Origin of the sequence: Maridesulfovibrio spiralis (SeqCode) (assembly GCF_048571135.1) — a bacterium.
GTDB lineage: Bacteria > Desulfobacterota > Desulfovibrionia > Desulfovibrionales > Desulfovibrionaceae > Maridesulfovibrio > Maridesulfovibrio spiralis.
The window spans coordinates 3,900,572-3,921,766 of sequence record NZ_CP182344.1; the positions used below are offsets into that span (position 1 = coordinate 3,900,572).

The following is a 21,195-nucleotide window of genomic DNA, read 5'->3' on the forward strand; positions in this document are numbered from 1 at the left end:
TTTCCTTTTTAAGGAGCTATCCAGTCTTTGTCTTTGTAAAATTTTTCCGCCAAATCAGCAAAGGGACCATGTTCTCCAATATCAAGCAGCCCAAGGTGGCAACTGATGAATTTGCGTAAACGCTGCCTGCGGTCTCCGCTTGGGTCATTTCCGGTTTTCAATACGAATTCTGTTCCTAGAAAATCACATGCCGATTCAAAAACGGATATCCCTTTGGGCAGATGCTCCGGCTTACGCGTGGCAACATAGCGGGCAGCTAAAGGATCTGCGAATGGAGCCAAGCACTTCATATTATTATAGCAGGGAGCGGCTTCCATGCATGGCGAACACTCAATGTCCGCTTGCAAAACCGTATGCCCCGCGCCGTATGGCCCGGTCTCCGAACACCATGCGGAAGAAAGAAAAGTACCCAGTACCGGAACACCTAAATGCGCTGCAAGATGCATGGTTCCAGTGTCCGGGGTGATCAGAAGATCAAGCCCGCTTACGGCATCAGCTAAGCCTTTCCAGTCAGTTTCACCGGCGAGGTTCACGGTTGTCTCCGCCACTACGGCCGGGAACTTGGAGAGAAGTCTTTTAGCTGCATCACGCTCGGCCCTACTTCCCAGCAGATAAATGTTCTTATTCTTATTGGTAGAACGTGCTGACATAACCAGCGGGGCAAGCACTTCATACGGGAGTGAACGTCTGCTCTCCCGACCGGCCATGACCACCCCGATCCCTTTTCCACCGGGGACGGCAAGCGGATTTACTTCAGCAGCCGGAATCATGTCCGGACTGAGTGCGGCCCAATAATCGACCAGATTTATATTGTTACGCCGCTCAGCAGCCAGCCGGAATCCAAGCTCAAACCAGCGGTCTTTAATAGGCTGTCCATTTACCCTTTTATGCCCTTTGACCCTTTCAGGATCAAACATCGATGAAAGGGCATAGTTCATGGTCGAGAAATTCAGGTTATATATTTCGCTGAAATCGATCTCAGATAATTGTCTGAAGATTTCGTAATTGACCGGAAGTACTGTGTCCTTGCCCTCTCCTGCTATCCCGCTACCGTGCGCTATCAGCGAGTGTATTTCGCAATAAGGATAAATAATCCGGGCCAGTAAGACCAAAGAACGGTCAACACAAAGGTGCACGGTAAAACCGCGCCTTTGCAGGGTGAGCACAAGACGTTTGGTCTGGACCAGATCGCCGAATCTTGTAAGTTGTATAACCAAAGCCCGTTTCATTAAAAATAAGTTTCCTTGCAAGGGGTTGATTTTTTGAATTATATCTATTTATCAGCACTTTGTCATTTTACAATGCACACACACTTTTGTTATGCAGGATGTCTATGACCTACTACCCTATTTTTCTTAAAGTGAAAAACCGCAAATGTCTGCTGGTCGGTGCCGGATCTGTCGGAATACGCAAACTCAAGTCCATACTTGAATGCGATCCCGAACAGGTAACCGTGCTGGACACCGCAGAGCCGGGACCGGAATTGCAGGAAATCAGCCGTGATCAGCGGGTGATCTTTGAGCAACGCCCTTTTCAGGATAACGATCTGGACGATGTGTTTATCGCTTTTGCCTGCACTAACAATGCAGAGCTTAACCGGCGCATGTCCGAACTCTGTGCTGAAAAAAATATTCTTTGCAATATCGCTGACTTTCCAGAAGGAAGCAACTTTATTGTTCCTTCAGTGATCAGGCAGGGAGATTTAACGCTGGCTGTGTCTTCCGGAGGGTGTACTCCGGCATTCACTAAAAGAATACGTCGTGAATTACAGGATATTTTCGGCCCGCATTATGCCGCTTTTATAACTTTAATGGGAAGAATAAGACCACTGGTCCTTGACCTCGGCAAGGAAACAAGCCACAACACCGCTTTGTTCAGGTTGCTTGTCGGGTCCCCGATTTTAGATGAACTTGAGGCTGGAAACATGGAACGGGTGAAGCAAATTTTGGCAGACACCCTTCCCCAAGAACTTGTTCCCCGTATACCGGAGTTAATTGATGAGCTTATTTGAATTATTCCAGTACGTAATTATCGCCCTCTACCTTGCGGGTACGACCTTTTTCTTCATTGGAAGCTTTAAAAACAACAAGTTGCTGGGAAAGCTGGGTAACCTTTCCGCAATCGGCGGTTTCGTGCTGCATACCCTCGACCTGCTTCTGGCGGTGACCCTCTACAAGAGCACCGTTTTTAGCGGTGGCTATTTCTATTTCAGCCTTCTGGGATGGAGCTTCATCCTTGTCTATTTTGGTTTATGGTGGAAGCTGCGCTCTACTTTTTTCGCACTTACCGCTTCACCTTTCGCCCTGCTCCTTTTTATTATATCCCTCGCTTCACAGAGCCTGAAGGTGACTATTCCCGCCCATCTGGCCGGACTTTTCATCGGTCTCCACATCGGGACCATTTTCTTAAGCATCGCGCTGATGGCAATGGCTGCCGGGGCCGGAGTCGCTTTCCTCTACCTGAACAACAAAATTAAAACCAAGGCAAACCTTACCGGAATGGAAAAGGAAATGCCTTCGCTTAATACTTTCGACAATGTAAACCATTGGTCGATCATCATCGGATTCCCGCTTTACACTTTGGGACTTGCTGCCGGTTTCCTCTGGGCCCGAGCCGCATTTTCCAAAATGTTTTCATGGGACCCGAAGGAAATTGTTACTTTAGTAGTCTGGTTTCTTTTCGCCTTCGTTTTTCACCAGCGCATCATGATGGGCTGGAGAGGCAAAAAACCGGCAATTCTGGTGATTATCGTCTTTGTTATCACCATGATTTCTCTGTGGGGTATCAACTTTTTTATCCCCACTCACCATAGCTTCAAAGCCTAATATGGACCACAATATTTACTTAATCGGCCTTAACCACCGCTCCGCCGGAGTGGATGTTCGGGAACGCTACGCCCTGACCAATATAGAGGAATTCGAAGATGGATTGCTTGAAATGGGTGTGCGTGAAGTAATGGCTTTATCCACTTGTAACAGGGTTGAAATCCTTGTTGTCTGTTCACCGGATATCAGCCGGACCGACATCCTTGCGTATTGGGCGCAAAGATGCTGCGGTTCTGTGAGTGAGCTTGAACCGAACTCCTATTGCCACGAGGGACTAGGAGCTGTGAAGCACCTTTTCCGGGTAGCATGCAGCCTTGATTCCATGATTGTCGGCGAGCCCCAGATTCTGGGACAGCTTAAAGATTCATACCGCAATGCTGTGGAAGCCGGAGCCGCGAGGGTTATCATTAACCGCATGCTGCATAAGGCATTCTTCGTTGCCAAACGGGTGCGAACCGAGACTTCTATCGCCTCCAGTGCAGTCTCCATCAGCTACGCCGCCGTAGAGCTGGCTAAAAAGATTTTCGGTGAACTCCAAGGACACCGGGCCATGCTTATCGGAGCCGGGGAAATGGCAGAGCTTGCCGCTACCCATCTGTTGAACAGCGGTGTGGAGGAAATATCCATTGCCAACCGTACATATTCCCGTGCCGAAGGTCTGGCGGAATGCATGAACGGAAAAGCTGTTCCTTTTGAAAGTCTTTATGACCATCTTGTTGAAACCGATATTATCATCAGCTCCACTGGAGCGCCCCACGCGGTTATTACCGCCAAGGAGATGAAAAAGGTCATCAAGAAACGCAAATTTCGGCCCATGTTCTTCATCGACATTGCTGTGCCCCGCGATATTGACCCGGACGTAAACGGCCTTGATAACGTCTATCTGTATGATATCGACGACCTCAAGGATGTTGTTGAGGAAAACAAATCCCAGCGCGAAGACGAAGCAGTCAAAGCGAATTCCATCGTTGAGTTCGAGACTCTTTCCTTTGGCAACTGGATTAATTCCCTCGACCTGCAGCCGACCATTGTGGACCTTTTCAACCGCAGTGAAAACGTGGCCCAGCAGGAACTTGCCAAGACCCTCAAACGTCTCGGCGATGTGGACCCCAAAACTCACAAAGCGCTCGAAACCATGGCTATGTCCATTGGTAAGAAGCTGCTCCACGAGCCCGTGGCCTTCCTCAAACGCCGTACCGAGGAAGAAGGCAAGGCTGATGAATTCGTTGATCTTGCCCGACGCATGTTCAACCTCGACAATGAAACTATTCCCGCGGACGCCCACTGCGGACGCAAGAAAAAGAATAATTTTGACAACTAAAGGACAGATTCATGAGAAATTACCTTCTTGAAGATATTTATGATGAAGATTTGACTAAGATTGTTGATGCGCTCAAAGAAGTAGGTTTTTCCGGGCCGATTGATGATATTTTCTATCTGCCTGTTCCCGAAGATCTTCTTCAAGATGTCCAAAAAGAACATATCGGTGAATGCGGTCCTTACTTCATGGCTCTTGAAGTCATGGAAAATAGCATGAAAATTGAGGTTCTGGTGCGCGCTTCCAACAAGATCCGCTGTGAATGCGTAGCCTATGCCACCCCCGAACAGCGTAATCACATGCTCGATTACATTGATAAATTTATCATGGATCTCGGTGTGCATTTATAAGAATGCCTCTTCCCAAAAGACGTTTTAGTTATGCTTCGCAAGTAACAACCTAAAACGTTCTTTGAATCAATTGACGGCGAAGCCCTAATAAAAGTTTTTGGGATTCTTAAACCCTTTTGCAAAAGGGTTTAAGGCCCCCGGCAGGGCGCACCGCGAGGCCGCCGGAGGCATTAATGAAATCATTGCCAAGCAAGATTCAGGATTTAGCTCCTAAGCAGGCAAAACTATGTCTGGATATTGAAAAATTCGGCAAACAAAAGTGCGGTACTAATTTTGCCGCTTCTCATCTCCTCGTCGGTGTTTCCGGCGGTATTGATTCGACAACTTTGTTGATTATTGCGACCCTGCTCGCCCGTAAATCGGGTGGCAGGGTTTTTTGCGCCCATGTTGATCACGGATTGCGGGATGAGTCTGGTCAGGACAGGATTTTTGTTGAAGAGCTTTGTCAGCGCATGGACGTGCCTTTTGAGGTGCTTAAAGCTGATGTTGCCGGAGATGCTAAACAAAATTCAATTGGTCTTGAAGAGGCTGGTCGGATAATCAGGTATGACTTTTTCAAGCAATGCTTGAGGAAATTCAATGCTGATTTTCTACTTACGGCCCATCATCTGGGAGATTTATCCGAAGATATTGTGATGCGTTTGCTCCGGGGAACTGGGTGGCCCGCACTTGCAGGCATGGATGCTTATGATCCCGCACGCAAGCTTTTGCGGCCCCTGCTATCAACTAAAAAAGAAGAGCTTGAAAATTTCCTGCGCTCCATTGGATGCCCGTGGCGCGAGGACAAAAGCAACCTATCAAATGCATATACCCGCAACCGGGTCCGTAATCGTATTCTCCCTTTACTAAACGAAGAAAATCCCAGTCTAGGCGTTGGATTAGTGCGTTTAAAACATCAAGCTGAAATTGATGAGGATTTCTGGTCAGGACAGATTGAAGATGCGCTCAAGCAAGTTGAATCGGCTAAAAGTGACGAAATATTTTTACCTTGTTCAATTTTGAACAATTGTCATTCCGCTTTAAGGCTTCGTATTTACAAAAAAATTTTGGATGACCTTGGTCCCGGACATGCTCTCTTTGATTCAATCCTGCAGCTTGATCAGGCCTTCTTACAACGAAAATCAGGTTTAACCTTCCAATTCCCGGGAAATAAGGTAGTAAAGCTTAATAAAGCAGGACTCTTATTCAAAGTTAATTAGGGCATTGACAGCGACGACAGCAAAGTTTAGAACTTTGTGAAATTTGTTACTAATTCTTTAGGAGGACAACAGATGAATATTCTTATTTTTGGACCCAACGGTAGTGGTAAAGGAACTCAGGGCGCTCTCGCTAAGAAAAAATACAATCTCGATCACATCGAATCCGGCGCTATCTTCCGTAAGCACATCGGTGGTGGTACCGAGCTCGGCATGAAAGCTAAAGAGTACATCGACAAAGGTGAACTCGTTCCCGATGATATCACCATTCCCATGGTTCTCGACGTTCTCCAGTCTTCCGATGAAAACGGCTGGCTGCTCGACGGTTTCCCCCGTTCCATCGTACAGGCTGAAAAGCTTTGGGAAGCTCTCGAAAAAGACGGCGTAAAACTGGACTTCGTTATCGAAATCCTGCTGCCCCGCGAAGTTGCTAAAAACCGCATCATGGGCCGTCGCCTCTGCGAAAACGATCCTAACCACCCCAACAACAAATTCATCGACGCTATCAAGCCTGATGGAGACAAATGTCGCGTATGCGGCGGTGCTCTTTCCGAGCGCGCTGACGACCAGGACGAAGATGCAATCAACAAACGTCACGACATCTACTATGATGACAAGACCGGTACTGTTGCAGCAGCATACTTCTACAAAGATCTGGCTCCTAAAGCCGGCTTCAAGTACATCGAACTTAATGGTGAAGGCACCATCGACGAGATCAAAGAAACCCTCATGGGTCAGCTCGTTTAGTTCGAAATTAGCCGATTATAAAAAAGGCCCGCAGTCAGTTTTGACTGCGGGCCTTTTTCTGTTTGAAATATAGAGCTAATCATCTTCAACAATAATAGTCGGGAACATACCCAACTTTTCTCCACCCAAATAAGGCTGGAATAAGTTATAGGAAACGTATTGGGTTCGTTGAGCGTGTCCTCTGCTCTCGGAATTGCCATCAAAACGTGCGCCGTTTTCCACCAGAATATGCTCGATGCGATTCTGGAAATCGCGGATGAATGCAGCGCCGTCACCATAAAAAGACATCCTGCCGATATTGAAAGCTCTGCCTTTAGAGAAATCCTGCAAAGACATGGACTGTTTTTCAAGATCTTCCTGCTTGGTGATGTAACCCCAGACAATAGTTTCATCTGGAATTTCAATATTTTCGTGAGCATGGATAATGGTATGCGGCATGACAATTGATCCGCTGCCGACAGAAACAGGGTTTTCTTCGGTTCCATGGAGGAAAGAGTTAAACCCAATGAATACTTTGTCGCCTATATTACACTGAACCATCTTGCCGCCATGTGCGACAACAACAAGTCCGGCAAAACGTGTGTTAACGATAAAGCTGTTCTCCTGCGCATTGGACCCGGTTCCGAGTACAGAATTTTCAATGTATGCCCGCTGCGCAACAAGGCAGTTTTCGCCGATAACGCAATCTCCTTTTACCACCGCATAACGGCTGACAAAGGCATTTTCAGGAACCCAGACTGGAAAAGAATCAGAAAGTGAATCATAAACCGGAAGAAAATCACTGCGGCGGTCTTTTAGAAAATCAGAGAACAATCCGACGAGATCACCATTCTGATCCCATGAAATATATTTTTCCAATGTGGCTTGTGGATAACTGTAGTTGAACTCGTACTTTCCTTCAGCTTTAATCCAGATACGGCCGGGATCAATACAAACTTTAGAAAGATCGCCAGCCTGCACGTAACAATAATTTCCAAGAATGCAATTGTGCAGCACAGAAAGGTCAGCCGTGGCAAACGCGCCAAGGTAAGCACCTTCAGTTGTTGTACCGTGAATATTTGCATAATGCATGGCAACGGTATTCAGAATACGAAAAAATTCCGGAATTTCAGGATTTCGAGAATGGTTATGAACAAGTGTTTTGAATAGGAAACTGTTTACGACCTGAATAATTTCATCACGGTATAGTTCTGTTTTCACTCCGCCAAATTCAACTTCAGTGCCCGCTTCTTTGAGTTCATCGCCGCGGATATCACTCCTGATGATAATAGAGCGGTCCACATCACATTTACCAAGAAAATATGACCCGCCGAGATTGCTTTCCCGGAATCGGAAATAGATGGGATGGTCAATTGACAAAGCATAATATGCATATGCCTCAGTCAGCTTGTTAACATTAATGGTACTGTTCAGGGCCTGCTCAACATCCAGTCCCATAGGCCGGAGGTTTACATTCACCCTCGATATAATATGATTGATGAGTTTTTTGACTTGTCTCATGTCTTCCCTTTTATCATTCGGACGGTTTGACCGAATATGCCGGAAATTCCGGATTGGCTGCAACAGGCAAAAAACGCAGATTGCAGAATTTGATTTTTGAGAAGGTACATTTTACCCCGGAAGCATTCAATAGAAAAAATGTCGTAATATTATTAAGTTGAACAAAAAAAAGCCCCATCTAGGTGTAATTACTCAGATGGGGCAAGAAAACATAATTTGCATCAGGATCAAAGCAAGAAAATACCGGCTAATCCCAGCAGCGAAAGAAAACCGAAACTGTCGGTTATTGTCGTCAGAAAAATAGAAGAAGCCTGCGCTGGATCTCGTCCGAATTCCTTAAGAATAATCGGAATAGCTCCACCGACGACCGCACCGAGTACCATATCAATAAACAATGCCCCGGCCATGACCATTGCCAAAGTGTAGTTGCTGGTCAACATGAATACAGCGCCAAGCACAAGAAAAGCGATACAGATACCGTTGGCAAGTCCGATTTTGAATTCTCGAAGCACAGCTTCCCATGACTTTTTACGGTCGAATTTCTCTGTAGCGAATTGACGAATCATAACCGCAAGCGCTTGCTGCCCGGTATTACCGGCCTGGTTTGCAACAATAGGCATAAGCACGGCAAGCATAGCCATCTTGGCAATATTACCTTCGAAAAGATGGACCACCCATGCGGAAACAGCAGAGTTGGCAACATTTATAACCAACCACGGCAAACGCTTTTTAACCGAATAACCCCAAGGGGAATCAACGGTTTCGTCAGTTCCCGCACCAACCATTGCCTGCATATCTTCACTGGCCTCTTCATTAATAATGTCAATTACATCATCAACGGTGACAACGCCAAGAAAGCGATGGTCAAAATCGGTTACAGGCATGGCAAGAAAATTATAGTGGGCAATCAGCCGGGCAACTTCTTCTTTGTCCACACTGTAATTAACAGAAATGAGGTGCTGGTTATGAGTCAGATCTGTAAGCATTTTGCCCGCACGGGATAGAAGCAGATCGCGCATGGAAACAACACCGACAAGCTGGTTGCGGCGCCCGACTACGTATGCGTAGTAAGGGATACTTTTATCTTCCACTTCCTTGCGGATTTCGGCAATAGCCTGATCCACGGTCATGTTGTCACGGACAATGGCAACCTCGGTGGTCATAACACCACCGGCAGTATCGGGATCAAAGGTCAGCAGGGTTGAGATTTCTTCCCTGTCTTCGGCTTTAATCTGGCGCAAAAGGGTTTCACGCAGATCGTCATTTAGCCCCTCGAGAATATCCGTGGCATCATCCGGGGACATAATTTCGAGAATGCGCGCAGCCATGCCGACATTGAGCCGTTCAATCAATTCCCGCTGGTCATACTCTTCCATTTCGGCAATAGAGTCAGCCGCATCGCGTATCGGCAACTGCTTGATGAACTTGACCTGTTCTTCCAGACCAAGTTCTTCAATATGATCAGCAGCATCCGCAGGGTGCATGGCATCAATGACGCACTGGTCAACTGCACCAGCTCGTCCTTTGCCGTGTTCCTGCCATCGCCGGAGTGGTTCGGGTATGCCTTTTCGATTCGCCATGGCGCATCAAGTATACCAATTAGACTTAAAGGTCAAAAAATATCACCCTGAAACAGTTGAAAAATTAGTTTGTGAAATCCTTCTCAGCCCTTGTGCTGCCTTGCAAAACGGGATACCAGAAATCGTTACATGACCTCAAACATAATGTTACAGAATATTAACAGGAATCATATGACTGAAAACGCATTCAACGACTTCTTTCAGGCCGAAGCGAAAATGTTCCTTCTGGCTACTATAAGAATAGCTTTAAGCGAAGATGGACCCGATCTGACCTCATTGGGGCTTTTTGAGCAGGACGATATTGCAACCGCTCAGATCATCGCTAAAGAAGATACCGTTATCTCCGGACTGCCCCTCATTAACTTGATTCTTGAGTTTGCAGATCAGGAAAACAAGTGCCAGGTGCATCTTAATGTGGATGAAGGTGAAAAAATCTCCAAAGGTACGCTCATTGCGGCCATTCAGGGTCCCGCCGGCCTGCTCCTCAAGGCGGAAAGGGTTATCCTGAATTTCATCTCCCACATGTCCGGAATCGCAACTGAAACCCGTAAATACGTAGACGCGCTGGATCATAGTGAGACTATCCTCCTCGATACCCGCAAGACCCTGCCCGGCCTGCGTTACCCTGAAAAGTACGCTGTCCTTTGCGGCGGAGCCAAAAACCACCGTCTTAATCTGGTGGAAATGCTTATGCTCAAGGACAATCATATTGACCGCGCCGGATCAATAACCTCCGCTGTGGAAAAGCTGCGTGCAAAATATGATCAGGAATGCCCCCCTATTGAGGTGGAATGCCGAAATCAGGAAGAAGTAGACGAGGCTGTGGCCTGCAAAGTTGAGCGTATTATGCTCGACAACATGACCTTTGAGGAAGCAAAAGCCTCTATCGCTACCATTCCTGATGAAATTGAAACCGAGATCAGTGGAAACGTGACCCTTGAAACCATCGCCGCTCTTGCAGAAGCCGGCCCGGACTACATCTCTGTAGGCAGGATCACCCACTCCGCAAAATGCTCTGACATGAGCATGCAGATCATACCAATGTAGGATCTACTTTGATGTATTCGGATATTATTGCTGAACAAAAGAAAAAGTACGGAAAGAGACTGGCGATCCTTGGACACCATTACCAGTCCGATGAAATCATAGAACACACCGATCTTAAGGGCGATTCCCTTGAACTTGCCCGTCAGATCGAACAGCTGGAGGCAGAATATATCGTATTCTGCGGTGTCCATTTTATGGCTGAATCCGCTGCAATTGTACGCCGGGAGAACCAGAAGGTTTACATTCCTGATGCCAGCGCGGGCTGTGTCATGGCCAATATGGCCCCGGCATGGCTGGTGGATAAAGTACTGACCAGACTCATCGAAGAAAGCGGAAGAAAAATCATTCCGCTCGCTTATGTGAACACCCCCGCTGCGGTGAAAACCGTTTGCGGAAAACATGGTGGCACGGTCTGCACTTCCGCCAACGCTGAAAAAATGCTCCGTTGGGCACAGGAACAAGGCGATGCGGTTCTCTTCCTGCCAGACAAAAACCTTGCGCTCAATACTGCTGATGCCCTTGGCATTGCACCTGACAAGCGCATGATCCTTAACATCCGCTCTGAAGGAACGCAGATTGATGTATCAGAAACTCAGGACAAGGAACTGCTGATCTGGCCCGGACTCTGCGCTATTCACCAGCGCTTTAAACTGGACCAAATTAAAAAATTCCGTGCTGAGTATCCTGACTGCAAAGTGATAATTCACCCTGAATGCCCGCCGGAACTTGTGAAAGCTGCTGACGGTGCAGGATCAACTTCATATCTTATTAAATATGTTGATGAAGCTCCTGCGGGTACAACCATTGTGGTCGGCACTGAAACCAACCTTGTGCTCAGGTTGAAAGAAATGTTCCCTGATAAGAACATCCTGCCGTTAGGCATCAGCTATTGCAGCAACATGGCTAAAATTACTGAAGAGAATCTTGCAGAACTTCTCCAGAATCTGGAAACAGCTCCTTATGAAGATGTTTCTGATGAAATCAGAGAACCGGCAAGACTCGCTCTGCAAAGAATGCTCGACGTCTGCAAATAGATTATACCGACTGAACCTTTAGCCGGAACCTGCAAAAGGCTGCCGTAAAATGAGATCTAAGGCATGCAAGAAAACCGAATGAAAACTGAAGTTTTGATTATCGGATCAGGTATCGCCGGATGTATATCAGCTCTGACGATAGCAGAAAAAGGTATAGAAGTTACACTATTAACCCCCGGAGAAGATCTTTATACCGGCAACACGAGACTCGCCCAAGGCGGGGTCGTATATACCGGACCGGATGATTCTCCTAAAACACTGGAAAAGGATATTTTCACCGCCGGCTGGAATTACAACAACAAAAAAGCCGTGCGGACATTGGCTAAATATGGACCGGAAGTCCTTAAAAAGCTGCTGCTGGAAAAATATCCGATTGAGTTTCAGAGAAAAGACGATGGCGAATACAGTCTGACCAAAGAAGGCGGACATACGGTCAACCGCATCCTCTATTGCGCTGACCATACCGGAAAATCGATCATGGACGTGCTCATCCAGCATGTAAAAGATCATCCTTACATCCGGATCTGCCCCCACAGAACAGCCATTGACCTTTTGACCAACCACCACCATGCCCGTGATAATGAATTCAGGTATTCCCTGAGCAATAAATGTCTCGGAGCATATGTTTACAATGAAGCGTTGAATATTGTGGAAACCTTTCTGGCGGACTTTACCGTGCTGGCAACAGGCGGACTAGGCCAGATTTATCTGCATACCACAAATACTCCCGGTTCCATCGGCTCCGGCGTTGCAATGGCCAACCGCGCCAAGGCAAGGGTGATAAATGCGGAAATGGTGCAGTTCCATCCCACTTCCTTTTTTCAGCGGGTAAGAACCAGAGCCAGCCGACGTTTCCTCATTTCCGAAGCAGTTCGCGGGGAAGGAGCAAAACTGGTTAACTGTTATGGCGAGCCGTTCATGCATCGCTACGATCCACGTAGCGATCTCGCTCCCCGTGACATTGTAACCCGCTCAATTCTTGAGGAAATGCTGCGCACTAAGGAAGAATGCGTTTACCTTGATGCGGCGAACCATGTGGAGCAGGATCTGCCCACACGTTTCCCGACCATCTACGGTAAATGCATGGACAACGGCATCGACATCAATAACCAGCCGATTCCGGTTGTTCCGGCCGCCCATTATTTCTGCGGCGGTGTGCTGGTTGATGAAAAAGGCAAATCCACCTTGGACCGTCTTTACGCTATCGGAGAATGCTCCTGCACAGGCGTACATGGAGGGAACCGCCTCGCAAGTACTTCCCTGCTTGAAGGCATGCTCTGGGGTTTCACTTCCGGCGAAGACATTGCAAGCAGAATCGAAAAGAAATCCAGAATTCCCAAGAAACTGCTTAATGCAGTACCGGACTGGGAAAACCCCGGCTCAAATGAAAATGAAGATCCGGCTCTCATCGCGCAGGATTGGGCCTTTTTACGCAACATCATGTGGAACTACGTGGGTATCACCCGCTCCACTGCACGCTTGAACCGCGCGCTGGGTGATTTGCAGAACTTGAATCGCAACCTGCATTCATTCTACAAACGAACCCCGATCAGCCGACCTATCATCGACTTGTTCCATGGCAGTCAGGCTGCTCTGATCGTAACTTTGGCCGCGCTGCGCAACAAAACAAGCGTAGGCTGTCATTACCGGGTCAGCTAAAACACCACTGCATCCAAACAAATGGGGCAGCTCACAAGAGTTGCCCCATTTTATTTTACATACCCGGCCTGCTTCAACATCCGCGAAGCCCGATCCGCAAGAACAAAACCATTTTCATAAAGTATTGCCGGCCCTTTGAGGGAAATCTTATTAATATATCCAACATCAAGCAGCACATTCAAAATATCTTCCGTGAATGCTTCCTGCAGAATGCATCTGGGTGCAATCCCACGGAAGAGAGATATCCTTGAAAGGTGAAAAATATCTATTAAAGCTTTGATGTGAACTTTATCCAGGATCTCGTTTATCTCGACATCAATACCACAGAAAGTCTCCCAATCATTATCCTTGACGTCCATGTCCAATCTGTCGAATTCTTTCTCAGCCATTCGTGAAATACGGTATCCTACAAGATTGTTTCCACAAGCAGTACAGATGCTGCCTTCATCAATCAAACCAGCTTCAAGAAGTTTGTCGATCAGCCCCTTATCATATAGGTAGGTTTCTCTTTTGGGCAAAAGGCCGTGATATCTTTCTATTTTTGAATAACTTCTAACATGCTTCAAAAGCTGCATGTGGCGTTCATTAAGGACCATAAAAAATCTCCGCTGTATTCAGATATAATCAATACATACTCAGAAATTTCCCATAAATACTATCAGATCTTTTTGCCACCACTTTTGTGTTACAGTTTACTGGTTGCAATAAAAAAGAAACGGGCCTGCTCGCAAATACGAACAGGCCCGTTTCAAGGTGTATATTAAGGACTGAAAAATGATTTTTTTAGCTAAAAAGCCTGAGTAAAGGCTTTGATTCTTTCTTCGGCCTACTTTTATGAATTATATTTCCGGTAGGCATTTTTACAAACAGATTCTGGCATGAGTAGCATTCCCAATGCTTAGCCCGCTCCTGAAGCCTGATCAGGACTCCATCACGGTCATAACAGACCTGACAATAAGGTCCGGTCTTTTCGCTGTCCTCATCAATCCAGTATTTCTGTCCGTCAAACTCCATGCATTCGGCAAGATCAAGAATTTCGGCAACCTCTTTAATCTGGGAACGCAATTCTTTGTTCTCTTCGTACATCTCAAGATAGTCTTCCTGAATAATTCGCAGCAGACTCTCTGCATCATGGCCCCGCCCGTCATGAAACAATTCAAGCACTTTCCTGAAATTTGTTGCGTGAAGATTTTTTCTACTCATTTTTACGTCCTTCCCTTCTGTATTATTTTAGGAACACCTGCTTAATATATCGACACTGTAATGATATCCTTTAGGGATATGGGAAAAACTTTTTTTGCACCATTGACAGCACCATATACGATCCATATATCAACATTGCCCGACAGGCGGTGCAGATATTGCCCATCTGTTCAAAGCTTAATTACAAAAAAATAGATATTTCAAAGATATAAGGAGATAAACATGGCAAATTCCATTGAACAATTTAAAGCGACTCTTGATGAACACCATGAGTGGCCTTGCGATTACACTTTTAAATTCATTGTCCCCAGCAAATCTCTGGATGAACTTAAATCCATGATTGACGGGTTCCCCTACACTGAAAAAGACTCCAAAACAGGGAAATACACCAGCGTAACCGTAGTCATCCATGCCAACAGCTCTGATGTAATCCTGAACATCTACGAAAAAGCCGCCACTATTGAAGGACTCATTTCCCTCTAATATATATAATGAAGCAACTCCGGGTTGACTTCCATCACACCTTGTTTAAAGATAACGCCGCTCATTTTTGAGCATTTTTTATTTTTTTAAGTATTCGCCAAAACGGTTGTTTTCTTTTCCACAATCTGCCGGATTTTGTTCATTTTAATGATAACAAGCTGATATTTTTAATCTTGTTTTGAACAACTTCTTTCCGTCAACAGGAAATTCATAAACAGCCTTTAATCAAATATTATATCTTTAAAGATAGTTTCGGAGGACTTTTCCAGTCATGAGCGATTATAAAAAGACCCTGTGTCTGCCCAAGACCAAATTTCCCATGAAAGCCAACCTCAAACAGCGTGAGCCAGAAATGCTCAAGCACTGGGAGGAAACCGGGGTTTACGAAAAAATGGTTGAAGCAAACGCCGATGCAGAACAGTACGTACTGCATGACGGCCCCCCGTATGCTAACGGCCACATTCACATGGGCACAGCCATGAACAAGGTTCTGAAGGACATTATCGTAAAATCCCGCAACCTGCAGGGCATGAAAGCTGAATACGTTCCCGGCTGGGACTGCCACGGTCTGCCCATCGAGCACAAGGTTGAGCAGGAACTCAAGAAAAAGAAAAAAGAACTGCCCACTACCGTTATCCGCAGGCTCTGCCGCGAATACGCTGAAAAATTCGTAGGCATCCAGCGCAAGGAATTCAAGCGTCTGGGCGTGTTCGGTAACTGGGAAGATCCTTACCTGACCATGAAGCCTGAATATGAGGCTGCAACCGCCCGTGAACTGGGCCGCCTCATGGAAAAAGGCTCTGTTGTGCGCGGCAAGAAGCCTATTCACTGGTGCTGCGATTGCCGTACCGCTCTTGCTGAAGCAGAAGTTGAATACGAAGATCACACTTCTCCTTCCATCTACGTACGCTTTCCTCTTAATGATGAAAAAGTACTGAAAGCACTGCCTGAAGACATTGCATCCAAAGTAGACCTTTCCCGCACCTACGTATGCATCTGGACCACCACTCCCTGGACCATCCCCGATAACATGGCCGTGGCTGTTCATCCCGAATTTGATTACGTTGTTGCCGAAGTAAACGGAGACATCTACATCCTCGCTGAAAGACTGCTGCCTGTTTGTGCAGAGTCCTTCGGTTGGGAAAGCTGGAATGTGCTGGCTACTCTCAAAGGAACCGAACTTGAAGGCGCAGTAGCAAAGCACCCCATCTATGACCGCGAATCTCCCATCGTACTGGCTGACTACGTAACTCTCGATTCCGGTACCGGTTGCGTTCACACCGCTCCCGGCCACGGTCGCGAGGACTTTGAAACCGGTCTCAAAAACGGTCTTGAAATCTACTCTCCAATGAACAACAGTGGTGTGTTCCTCAATGAAGTAGAATTCTTTGCCGGTATGAATGTCTGGGAAGCCAACCCCAAGGTCATCGAAAAACTTGAAGAGGTGGGCAACCTGCTCGCACAGGAAAAGATCACCCACTCCTACCCGCACTGCTGGCGCTGTAAAGAACCGGTTATCTTCCGCGCCACCACCCAGTGGTTCGTCGGTATGGACGAAAATAACCTGCGTGCCAAGGCACTCAAGGCGATCAAAGATGACGTTGAATGGATTCCTTCATGGGGTGAAAACCGCATCTACAGCATGGTCGAAAACCGCCCTGACTGGTGCATCTCCCGTCAGCGCAACTGGGGCGTACCCATCATCGCCCTGATCTGTGAAGATTGCGACGAAGTATACAACGAGCCCGAATGGGTTTTCTCCGTAGTGGACGAATTTGAAAAGCACGAACGCGGCTGTGACTACTGGTTCGAAAAATCCGTTGAAGAAATCGCTCCCGAAGGCCTGAAATGCCCCAAATGCGGCGGCAACCACTGGGCCAAGGAAGACGACATCCTCGACGTATGGTTCGATTCCGGCACCAGCTACGCTGCGGTTGTTGAAAAACGCAAGGAACACCGCTTCCCCGCTGATCTGTACCTTGAAGGTTCCGACCAGCACCGCGGATGGTTCCACAGCTCTCTGCTCGCTTCCGTTGGAACCCGCGATGTTCCGCCCTACAAGACCGTACTGACTCATGGTTACGTAGTTGATAAAAACGGTCGCAAGATGTCCAAATCCATCGGTAACGTTATCGCACCGCAGGAAATCATCGACCAGCACGGTGCTGAAATCCTGCGTATGTGGGTTTCCGCTGTTAACTATCAGGAAGATGTGCGTATCTCCGACGAGATTTTGAGCCGCATGGTTGATACTTACCGCCGTGTGCGTAACACCTGCCGCTACATCCTTGGAAACCTTGACGGTTTCAACCCTGAAACTGATGCAGTCGCACCCGCAGAAATGCTGCCCATCGACCATTTCGCACTTGATATGGTCAACCGTCAGCATGAGGTAATCCAGAAGGCATACGCAAACTTTGAATTCCATAAAGTTTACCACACCCTGCACAACCTCTGCACCACCGAGCTTTCCTCTTTCTACCTCGATATCATCAAGGATAGACTGTACGTTTCCGGTGAAAAGAGCCTTGAGCGCCGTTCCGCACAGACCGTACTCTGGCAGACTATGCTCATGCTCCTCAAAGACATGGCTCCCATCCTTTCCTTCACCGCAGAAGAAGCATACTCCCATATGCCTGCTGAAATGAAAGGTGACGCCGAGACTGTCTTCGCTATCCGTCCCGAGCTGCTCAAGCCTTCCATCGACGATGCCGAGCGCAAAAGATGGGAATTGCTCATGGATGTTCGTACCGAAGTAACCAAAGCTATCGAGCCTCTGCGTCGTGAAAAAGTTATCGGGCACTCTCTCGATACCAAGATCACCCTCTTCGCTAACGAAGATATCGCTAAAGCTCTCGAAGACATTGAGCGTCGCGAATTCTTTATCGTATCCGGTGTTGAAATCGCACCTCTGGCTGACGCAACCGAAGATGCAGTCAAACCCGAAGAACTCGAAGGTCTGGCTATCAAAGTTGAAAAAGCTCAGGGCGAAAAATGCAGCCGCTGCTGGAGATACGATACTCTCGGAACCAATGCTGACCACCCCGAGCTCTGCCCCCGCTGTGCAGCAGTTCTGGCCGGTTAGATTCTAAAAAGCTCTTTGCAAATTGAATAAGTAAATGCCCCCGTCTTTCAGCCGAAGGACGGGGGCATTTTTGAAGATAAGAATGCCTCCGGCGGCTCTACCGAGAGTCCCTCCGGGGGACAGAGAACCCTTTTGAAAAAAAGTTCTCTGGACTCTCCTAAAACTTTTATTAAGGCTTCGCCATCTGTTATCCGAAGACCATTTTATAAAGCTGTATATATAACTGACTAAAACGTCTTTTGGGAAGAGGGGATGGGGTCTGGGGAAGAGGAGAAAACCTTTTGCTAATGCCCAAAAGAGTTTCTCCCCTTCCCCAGCCGCCGGAGGCAAACATGAATAGATATACATTGGCTGGGATAATTGCAGCTGTGACTTTGATTTTGGATCAGGTCACAAAGATTGCGGTTCGAGAGAAGATGGCACTTTGGACATCCGAGGTAGTCATTCCCGGATTATTTAATCTGGTACACGTTGTAAACAAAGGTGCGGCATTCGGATTTCTGAACCGCGCGGACATTACCTGGCAACGGAACTTTTTCCTTGTGGTTACTGTTATTGCACTTGGGGCAATCGGTATGCTGCTGAAATCCGTTGAAGAGCGGGATAAATTCCAAATAGTGGGTCTCGGTTTTGTGCTCGGCGGTGCCATCGGCAACATGATTGACCGGGTGCTGTATCATGAAGTAACTGACTTTCTTGATTTTTATTTTGGAACTCATCATTGGCCTGCTTTCAATGTTGCGGATATCGCAATCTGCATCGGCGCTTTTGCCATGATAATCTCTTTTTATAAGAACAAGTAAAATGAATCCGATCCTGTTCAGCATAGGTTCTGTAAATATATACGCTTACAGCCTTTACCTCACAGCCGGGTGTCTGCTGGGGCTTGGCTGGGCCATGCGCGCCGCCCGACTCTGGGATCTGGATTATAAACTTGCTCCCATTGCCGGGATCATCAGTGTTGTCAGCGGTATTATCGGTGCTCGAGCACTTTATATTTCCCTATATCCGCAGGAATTTACCGGGGACTTAATCAGAATTTTTTATATCTGGCAGGGTGGGCTTGTTTTTTCAGGAGCGGTGATTTTCGGATCACTGGGCGGTCTTCTCTACCTCTATTCTAAAAAACAACCGCTTCTGGATTGGCTCGACTGTTTTGCTCCGGGCATTGCACTTGGACAGGCTGTTGGAAGATTGGGCTGTTTTTTTGCAGGCTGCTGCTACGGCAAGCCTACTGACCTACCGTGGGGTGTGACTTTTAGGGACACATCGTCACTTGCTCCCCTGTTCCAGTCCTTACACCCGACCCAGCTGTATCACTCACTGGCCGGGCTGATTACATTCCTGATACTCCTTGCTGTCGGGAACCGTTTGCAAACAGAAGGACGCATTACCGGTCTTTTCCTTGTATTGTTTTCTGTGTTCAGATTTATTATTGAATTTTTCAGGGCAGACTACCGGGGCCAATTCGGACCGTTTAGTGCTACCCAACTTATAACCCTTGTCTTTTTCTCAATTGGTATATACCTGTTATCAATATACAAAAAAAGGAGTGCCTAATGTTTTTCGGAGAAATTCCTACCCTTCCCATGGAAACCTGGATCATCATCCTCGGCAGCGTCGGCCTTTTTGCGGCCTTGACACTTTTCGCCATATGGGATGCATTCAACAGGGAATTTCCGTCAAACATGGAAAAAGTCGGCTGGATCCAGCTCTCAATTTTTATTCCTTTTCTCGGCTGTCTGGCTTACTTTCTCCTAGGTAGAAAAAGGGGGAAAAAATACAATGCAGAATAATATGAAAAAATCCCTGATTGCCGCACTTATCGCCTTTCCTCTGGCTACGGGCTTAAACGGCTGCGTAACCACTTCCGATATGGATAAAATGCGTATGGAAATGCGGCAGACACGGGCACAGCTAAATAAAAAAATGGACAACCTCGACCAGCAGGTTTCTGCGGATAACGTGGCCCTGCGTGAAGAAATTAAAAAATCGAGTTCTCCTGTCCAAACCCAGCAGGCAAACATGTATGCAGAAGTTAACGCCCTGAAAATGCAGGTTGCAAAACTTCAAGGTACAGTTAATGCCATGTCTGAATCTGTTGCAAAGCTTGATGCCGGCGACACCAACAGCACTGTTTCCCTTGAAGATCTGTCCAAAAAAGTGGAAGATATGCGTATGGCCCTTGAAAGTCAGCTGGCTATCGACCTTGGACTGATCAAACAAGTAGCTCCGAAAGATAAAGCAACCGAAAAAGCCGTAGCTGAAACTGCAGCAGCCGTTGGTGGAATTGCCGCAGTTGTTGCACCGGAACCCAAAAAGGTAGCCCCGGTCAATCCGGCACAGGCTTTGTACGATAAAGGTCTCGCTTCTTTCAAAGCACGCAAATACAAAGAATCTATCCGGGATATGGCTGAATTTACCAAAACTTTTCCCAAGCACAACCTTGTCCCCAACGCAATTTTCTGGGAAGGTGAATGCTATTACCAGCTCAAGGATTACGCTAATGCAGCCCTCAAATATCAGGTTGTCATTGCCAAACACTCCAAGAGCAACAAATACAGATCTGCACTTCTCAAGCAGGGCCTTAGCCTGATCAAACTGGGCAAAACCAAATCAGGCCGTTACATTCTTGAAGACCTGATCAAGAAAGCCCCGGAATCTGCAGAGGGCAAGCGCGCTAAAACTATCATTAAAAACTTAAAATAATATAAATGGACAGCTAAGATGACTGACAACAAAAATTTTAACAAAATCATCCACCTCGCCTTCCCACCGAATACTTCCGGTCGCCCGGTAGTATGCAATCTGGGAAAACTCTACAACCTCAGCTTTAACATCCTGAAAGCTGACATCAACCCCAGACTCGAAGGCAGTATGACTCTTGAGATCTCTGGACTTGAGGAAGATTACCACAAGGGTATCAACTACCTTAAAGAAAATGGTGTCAGACTGATTCCTGTTGCTCAGAAAATCGCAAGGGACGAAGAATCCTGTATGCACTGCGGCATGTGCCTTGCCATGTGCCCCACCGGTGCTCTTTCGCTGGAACAGGAAACCCGACTGGTTCTTTTTGATCTGGAAAAATGTACTGCCTGCGGTCTTTGCACCAAGGTCTGTCCTGTACGGGCCATGGAAGTTGATCCACAGGACTAATCCGGTATAGTA

General features: G+C 47.0%; 21 protein-coding genes. 16 read left to right on the forward strand and 5 right to left on the reverse strand.

Annotation, left to right across the window (positions count from 1 at the left end):
* Window positions 1-8: 8 nt before the first annotated feature.
* Entirely contained in the window at window positions 9-1,229 is a 1,221-nt protein-coding gene (locus ACNI29_RS17515) for a glycosyltransferase family 9 protein (RefSeq protein WP_419779651.1), read from the reverse strand.
* Between the two features lie 104 nt (window positions 1,230-1,333).
* Between ACNI29_RS17515 and ACNI29_RS17520 the strand changes: the two genes are divergently transcribed.
* The 6 genes from ACNI29_RS17520 to ACNI29_RS17545 all read left to right on the forward strand — a co-directional run bounded on the left by ACNI29_RS17520 (window position 1,334) and on the right by ACNI29_RS17545 (window position 6,436).
* A complete protein-coding gene (locus ACNI29_RS17520; protein ID WP_419779652.1) occupies window positions 1,334-2,011 on the forward strand; it encodes a precorrin-2 dehydrogenase/sirohydrochlorin ferrochelatase family protein in 678 nt (225 codons plus the stop codon).
* Complete coding sequence (gene ccsA / locus ACNI29_RS17525; protein ID WP_419779653.1) at window positions 1,998-2,825, forward strand: cytochrome c biogenesis protein CcsA; 828 nt, start codon at window positions 1,998-2,000, stop codon at window positions 2,823-2,825. The genes ACNI29_RS17520 and ccsA overlap by 14 nt, the downstream gene beginning before the upstream one ends.
* 1 nt (window position 2,826) lies before the next feature.
* Window positions 2,827-4,146, forward strand: a complete 1,320-nt coding sequence (hemA, locus tag ACNI29_RS17530; protein WP_419779654.1) for a glutamyl-tRNA reductase — start codon at window positions 2,827-2,829, stop codon at window positions 4,144-4,146.
* A gap of 11 nt (window positions 4,147-4,157) precedes the next feature.
* Window positions 4,158-4,493 (forward strand): hypothetical protein, encoded by a 336-nt coding sequence (locus ACNI29_RS17535; protein WP_419779655.1) that lies wholly within the window; start codon window positions 4,158-4,160, stop codon window positions 4,491-4,493.
* 173 nt (window positions 4,494-4,666) lie between these two features.
* Window positions 4,667-5,692 (forward strand): tRNA lysidine(34) synthetase TilS, encoded by a 1,026-nt coding sequence (gene tilS, locus ACNI29_RS17540; protein ID WP_419779656.1) that lies wholly within the window; start codon window positions 4,667-4,669, stop codon window positions 5,690-5,692.
* 72 nt (window positions 5,693-5,764) lie between these two features.
* Window positions 5,765-6,436 (forward strand): adenylate kinase, encoded by a 672-nt coding sequence (locus tag ACNI29_RS17545; RefSeq protein ID WP_419779657.1) that lies wholly within the window; start codon window positions 5,765-5,767, stop codon window positions 6,434-6,436.
* Between the two features lie 75 nt (window positions 6,437-6,511).
* Here the strand turns inward: ACNI29_RS17545 and ACNI29_RS17550 are convergent, their stop codons facing one another.
* Together ACNI29_RS17550 and mgtE are read right to left on the reverse strand one after the other, a co-directional pair.
* Window positions 6,512-7,936, reverse strand: coding sequence for a transferase (locus ACNI29_RS17550; protein WP_419779658.1), 1,425 nt, complete (start codon window positions 7,934-7,936; stop codon window positions 6,512-6,514).
* Window positions 7,937-8,163: 227 nt separating this feature from the next.
* Window positions 8,164-9,516 (reverse strand): magnesium transporter, encoded by a 1,353-nt coding sequence (gene mgtE / locus ACNI29_RS17555; RefSeq protein ID WP_419779659.1) that lies wholly within the window; start codon window positions 9,514-9,516, stop codon window positions 8,164-8,166.
* 171 nt (window positions 9,517-9,687) lie between these two features.
* Between mgtE and nadC the strand changes: the two genes are divergently transcribed.
* The 3 genes from nadC to ACNI29_RS17570 all read left to right on the forward strand — a co-directional run bounded on the left by nadC (window position 9,688) and on the right by ACNI29_RS17570 (window position 13,256).
* Window positions 9,688-10,563 (forward strand): carboxylating nicotinate-nucleotide diphosphorylase, encoded by an 876-nt coding sequence (gene nadC / locus ACNI29_RS17560; protein WP_419779660.1) that lies wholly within the window; start codon window positions 9,688-9,690, stop codon window positions 10,561-10,563.
* A gap of 11 nt (window positions 10,564-10,574) precedes the next feature.
* A complete protein-coding gene (gene nadA, locus ACNI29_RS17565) occupies window positions 10,575-11,597 on the forward strand; it encodes a quinolinate synthase NadA (protein ID WP_419779661.1) in 1,023 nt (340 codons plus the stop codon).
* Between the two features lie 78 nt (window positions 11,598-11,675).
* Window positions 11,676-13,256, forward strand: coding sequence for an L-aspartate oxidase (locus ACNI29_RS17570; protein WP_419779662.1), 1,581 nt, complete (start codon window positions 11,676-11,678; stop codon window positions 13,254-13,256).
* A 50-nt stretch (window positions 13,257-13,306) separates the two neighbouring features.
* Here the strand turns inward: ACNI29_RS17570 and ACNI29_RS17575 are convergent, their stop codons facing one another.
* Window positions 13,307-13,852 carry a hypothetical protein gene (locus ACNI29_RS17575; RefSeq protein WP_419779663.1) on the reverse strand — a complete coding sequence of 182 codons (546 nt, stop codon included), beginning with the start codon at window positions 13,850-13,852 and terminating at the stop codon, window positions 13,307-13,309.
* Between the two features lie 187 nt (window positions 13,853-14,039).
* On the reverse strand, window positions 14,040-14,459 hold the full coding sequence (locus ACNI29_RS17580) for a hypothetical protein (protein ID WP_419779664.1): 420 nt from the start codon (window positions 14,457-14,459) through the stop codon (window positions 14,040-14,042).
* A 222-nt stretch (window positions 14,460-14,681) separates the two neighbouring features.
* Between ACNI29_RS17580 and ACNI29_RS17585 the strand changes: the two genes are divergently transcribed.
* The 7 genes from ACNI29_RS17585 to ACNI29_RS17615 all read left to right on the forward strand — a co-directional run bounded on the left by ACNI29_RS17585 (window position 14,682) and on the right by ACNI29_RS17615 (window position 21,183).
* Window positions 14,682-14,942, forward strand: a complete 261-nt coding sequence (locus ACNI29_RS17585) for a DUF493 family protein (protein ID WP_419779665.1) — start codon at window positions 14,682-14,684, stop codon at window positions 14,940-14,942.
* Between the two features lie 271 nt (window positions 14,943-15,213).
* A complete protein-coding gene (ileS, locus tag ACNI29_RS17590) occupies window positions 15,214-18,027 on the forward strand; it encodes an isoleucine--tRNA ligase (RefSeq protein ID WP_419779666.1) in 2,814 nt (937 codons plus the stop codon).
* 332 nt (window positions 18,028-18,359) lie between these two features.
* Complete coding sequence (lspA, locus tag ACNI29_RS17595) at window positions 18,360-18,830, forward strand: signal peptidase II (RefSeq protein WP_419779667.1); 471 nt, start codon at window positions 18,360-18,362, stop codon at window positions 18,828-18,830.
* Window position 18,831: 1 nt separating this feature from the next.
* Window positions 18,832-19,587 (forward strand): prolipoprotein diacylglyceryl transferase, encoded by a 756-nt coding sequence (gene lgt, locus ACNI29_RS17600; protein WP_419779668.1) that lies wholly within the window; start codon window positions 18,832-18,834, stop codon window positions 19,585-19,587.
* Window positions 19,587-19,823 (forward strand): PLD nuclease N-terminal domain-containing protein, encoded by a 237-nt coding sequence (locus ACNI29_RS17605; RefSeq protein WP_419779669.1) that lies wholly within the window; start codon window positions 19,587-19,589, stop codon window positions 19,821-19,823. Before lgt ends, ACNI29_RS17605 begins: the two co-directional genes overlap by 1 nt.
* Window positions 19,813-20,736 carry a tol-pal system protein YbgF gene (gene ybgF / locus ACNI29_RS17610; RefSeq protein ID WP_419779670.1) on the forward strand — a complete coding sequence of 308 codons (924 nt, stop codon included), beginning with the start codon at window positions 19,813-19,815 and terminating at the stop codon, window positions 20,734-20,736. Before ACNI29_RS17605 ends, ybgF begins: the two co-directional genes overlap by 11 nt.
* 18 nt (window positions 20,737-20,754) lie before the next feature.
* Window positions 20,755-21,183, forward strand: a complete 429-nt coding sequence (locus ACNI29_RS17615; protein WP_419779671.1) for a 4Fe-4S binding protein — start codon at window positions 20,755-20,757, stop codon at window positions 21,181-21,183.
* The last annotated feature ends 12 nt before the right edge of the window (window positions 21,184-21,195 follow it).

Bases quoted from the DNA above. Each gene is read 5' to 3' on its own strand.
- ACNI29_RS17515 (WP_419779651.1), bottom strand. From the start codon at position 1,229: ATGAAACGGGCTTTGGTTATACAACTTACAAGATTCGGCGATCTGGTC.
- ACNI29_RS17520 (WP_419779652.1), top strand. From the start codon at position 1,334: ATGACCTACTACCCTATTTTTCTTAAAGTGAAAAACCGCAAATGTCTG.
- ccsA (WP_419779653.1), top strand. From the start codon at position 1,998: ATGAGCTTATTTGAATTATTCCAGTACGTAATTATCGCCCTCTACCTT.
- hemA (WP_419779654.1), top strand. From the start codon at position 2,827: ATGGACCACAATATTTACTTAATCGGCCTTAACCACCGCTCCGCCGGA.
- ACNI29_RS17535 (WP_419779655.1), top strand. From the start codon at position 4,158: ATGAGAAATTACCTTCTTGAAGATATTTATGATGAAGATTTGACTAAG.
- tilS (WP_419779656.1), top strand. From the start codon at position 4,667: ATGAAATCATTGCCAAGCAAGATTCAGGATTTAGCTCCTAAGCAGGCA.
- ACNI29_RS17545 (WP_419779657.1), top strand. From the start codon at position 5,765: ATGAATATTCTTATTTTTGGACCCAACGGTAGTGGTAAAGGAACTCAG.
- ACNI29_RS17550 (WP_419779658.1), bottom strand. From the start codon at position 7,936: ATGAGACAAGTCAAAAAACTCATCAATCATATTATATCGAGGGTGAAT.
- mgtE (WP_419779659.1), bottom strand. From the start codon at position 9,516: ATGGCGAATCGAAAAGGCATACCCGAACCACTCCGGCGATGGCAGGAA.
- nadC (WP_419779660.1), top strand. From the start codon at position 9,688: ATGACTGAAAACGCATTCAACGACTTCTTTCAGGCCGAAGCGAAAATG.
- nadA (WP_419779661.1), top strand. From the start codon at position 10,575: ATGTATTCGGATATTATTGCTGAACAAAAGAAAAAGTACGGAAAGAGA.
- ACNI29_RS17570 (WP_419779662.1), top strand. From the start codon at position 11,676: ATGAAAACTGAAGTTTTGATTATCGGATCAGGTATCGCCGGATGTATA.
- ACNI29_RS17575 (WP_419779663.1), bottom strand. From the start codon at position 13,852: ATGGTCCTTAATGAACGCCACATGCAGCTTTTGAAGCATGTTAGAAGT.
- ACNI29_RS17580 (WP_419779664.1), bottom strand. From the start codon at position 14,459: ATGAGTAGAAAAAATCTTCACGCAACAAATTTCAGGAAAGTGCTTGAA.
- ACNI29_RS17585 (WP_419779665.1), top strand. From the start codon at position 14,682: ATGGCAAATTCCATTGAACAATTTAAAGCGACTCTTGATGAACACCAT.
- ileS (WP_419779666.1), top strand. From the start codon at position 15,214: ATGAGCGATTATAAAAAGACCCTGTGTCTGCCCAAGACCAAATTTCCC.
- lspA (WP_419779667.1), top strand. From the start codon at position 18,360: ATGAATAGATATACATTGGCTGGGATAATTGCAGCTGTGACTTTGATT.
- lgt (WP_419779668.1), top strand. From the start codon at position 18,832: ATGAATCCGATCCTGTTCAGCATAGGTTCTGTAAATATATACGCTTAC.
- ACNI29_RS17605 (WP_419779669.1), top strand. From the start codon at position 19,587: ATGTTTTTCGGAGAAATTCCTACCCTTCCCATGGAAACCTGGATCATC.
- ybgF (WP_419779670.1), top strand. From the start codon at position 19,813: ATGCAGAATAATATGAAAAAATCCCTGATTGCCGCACTTATCGCCTTT.
- ACNI29_RS17615 (WP_419779671.1), top strand. From the start codon at position 20,755: ATGACTGACAACAAAAATTTTAACAAAATCATCCACCTCGCCTTCCCA.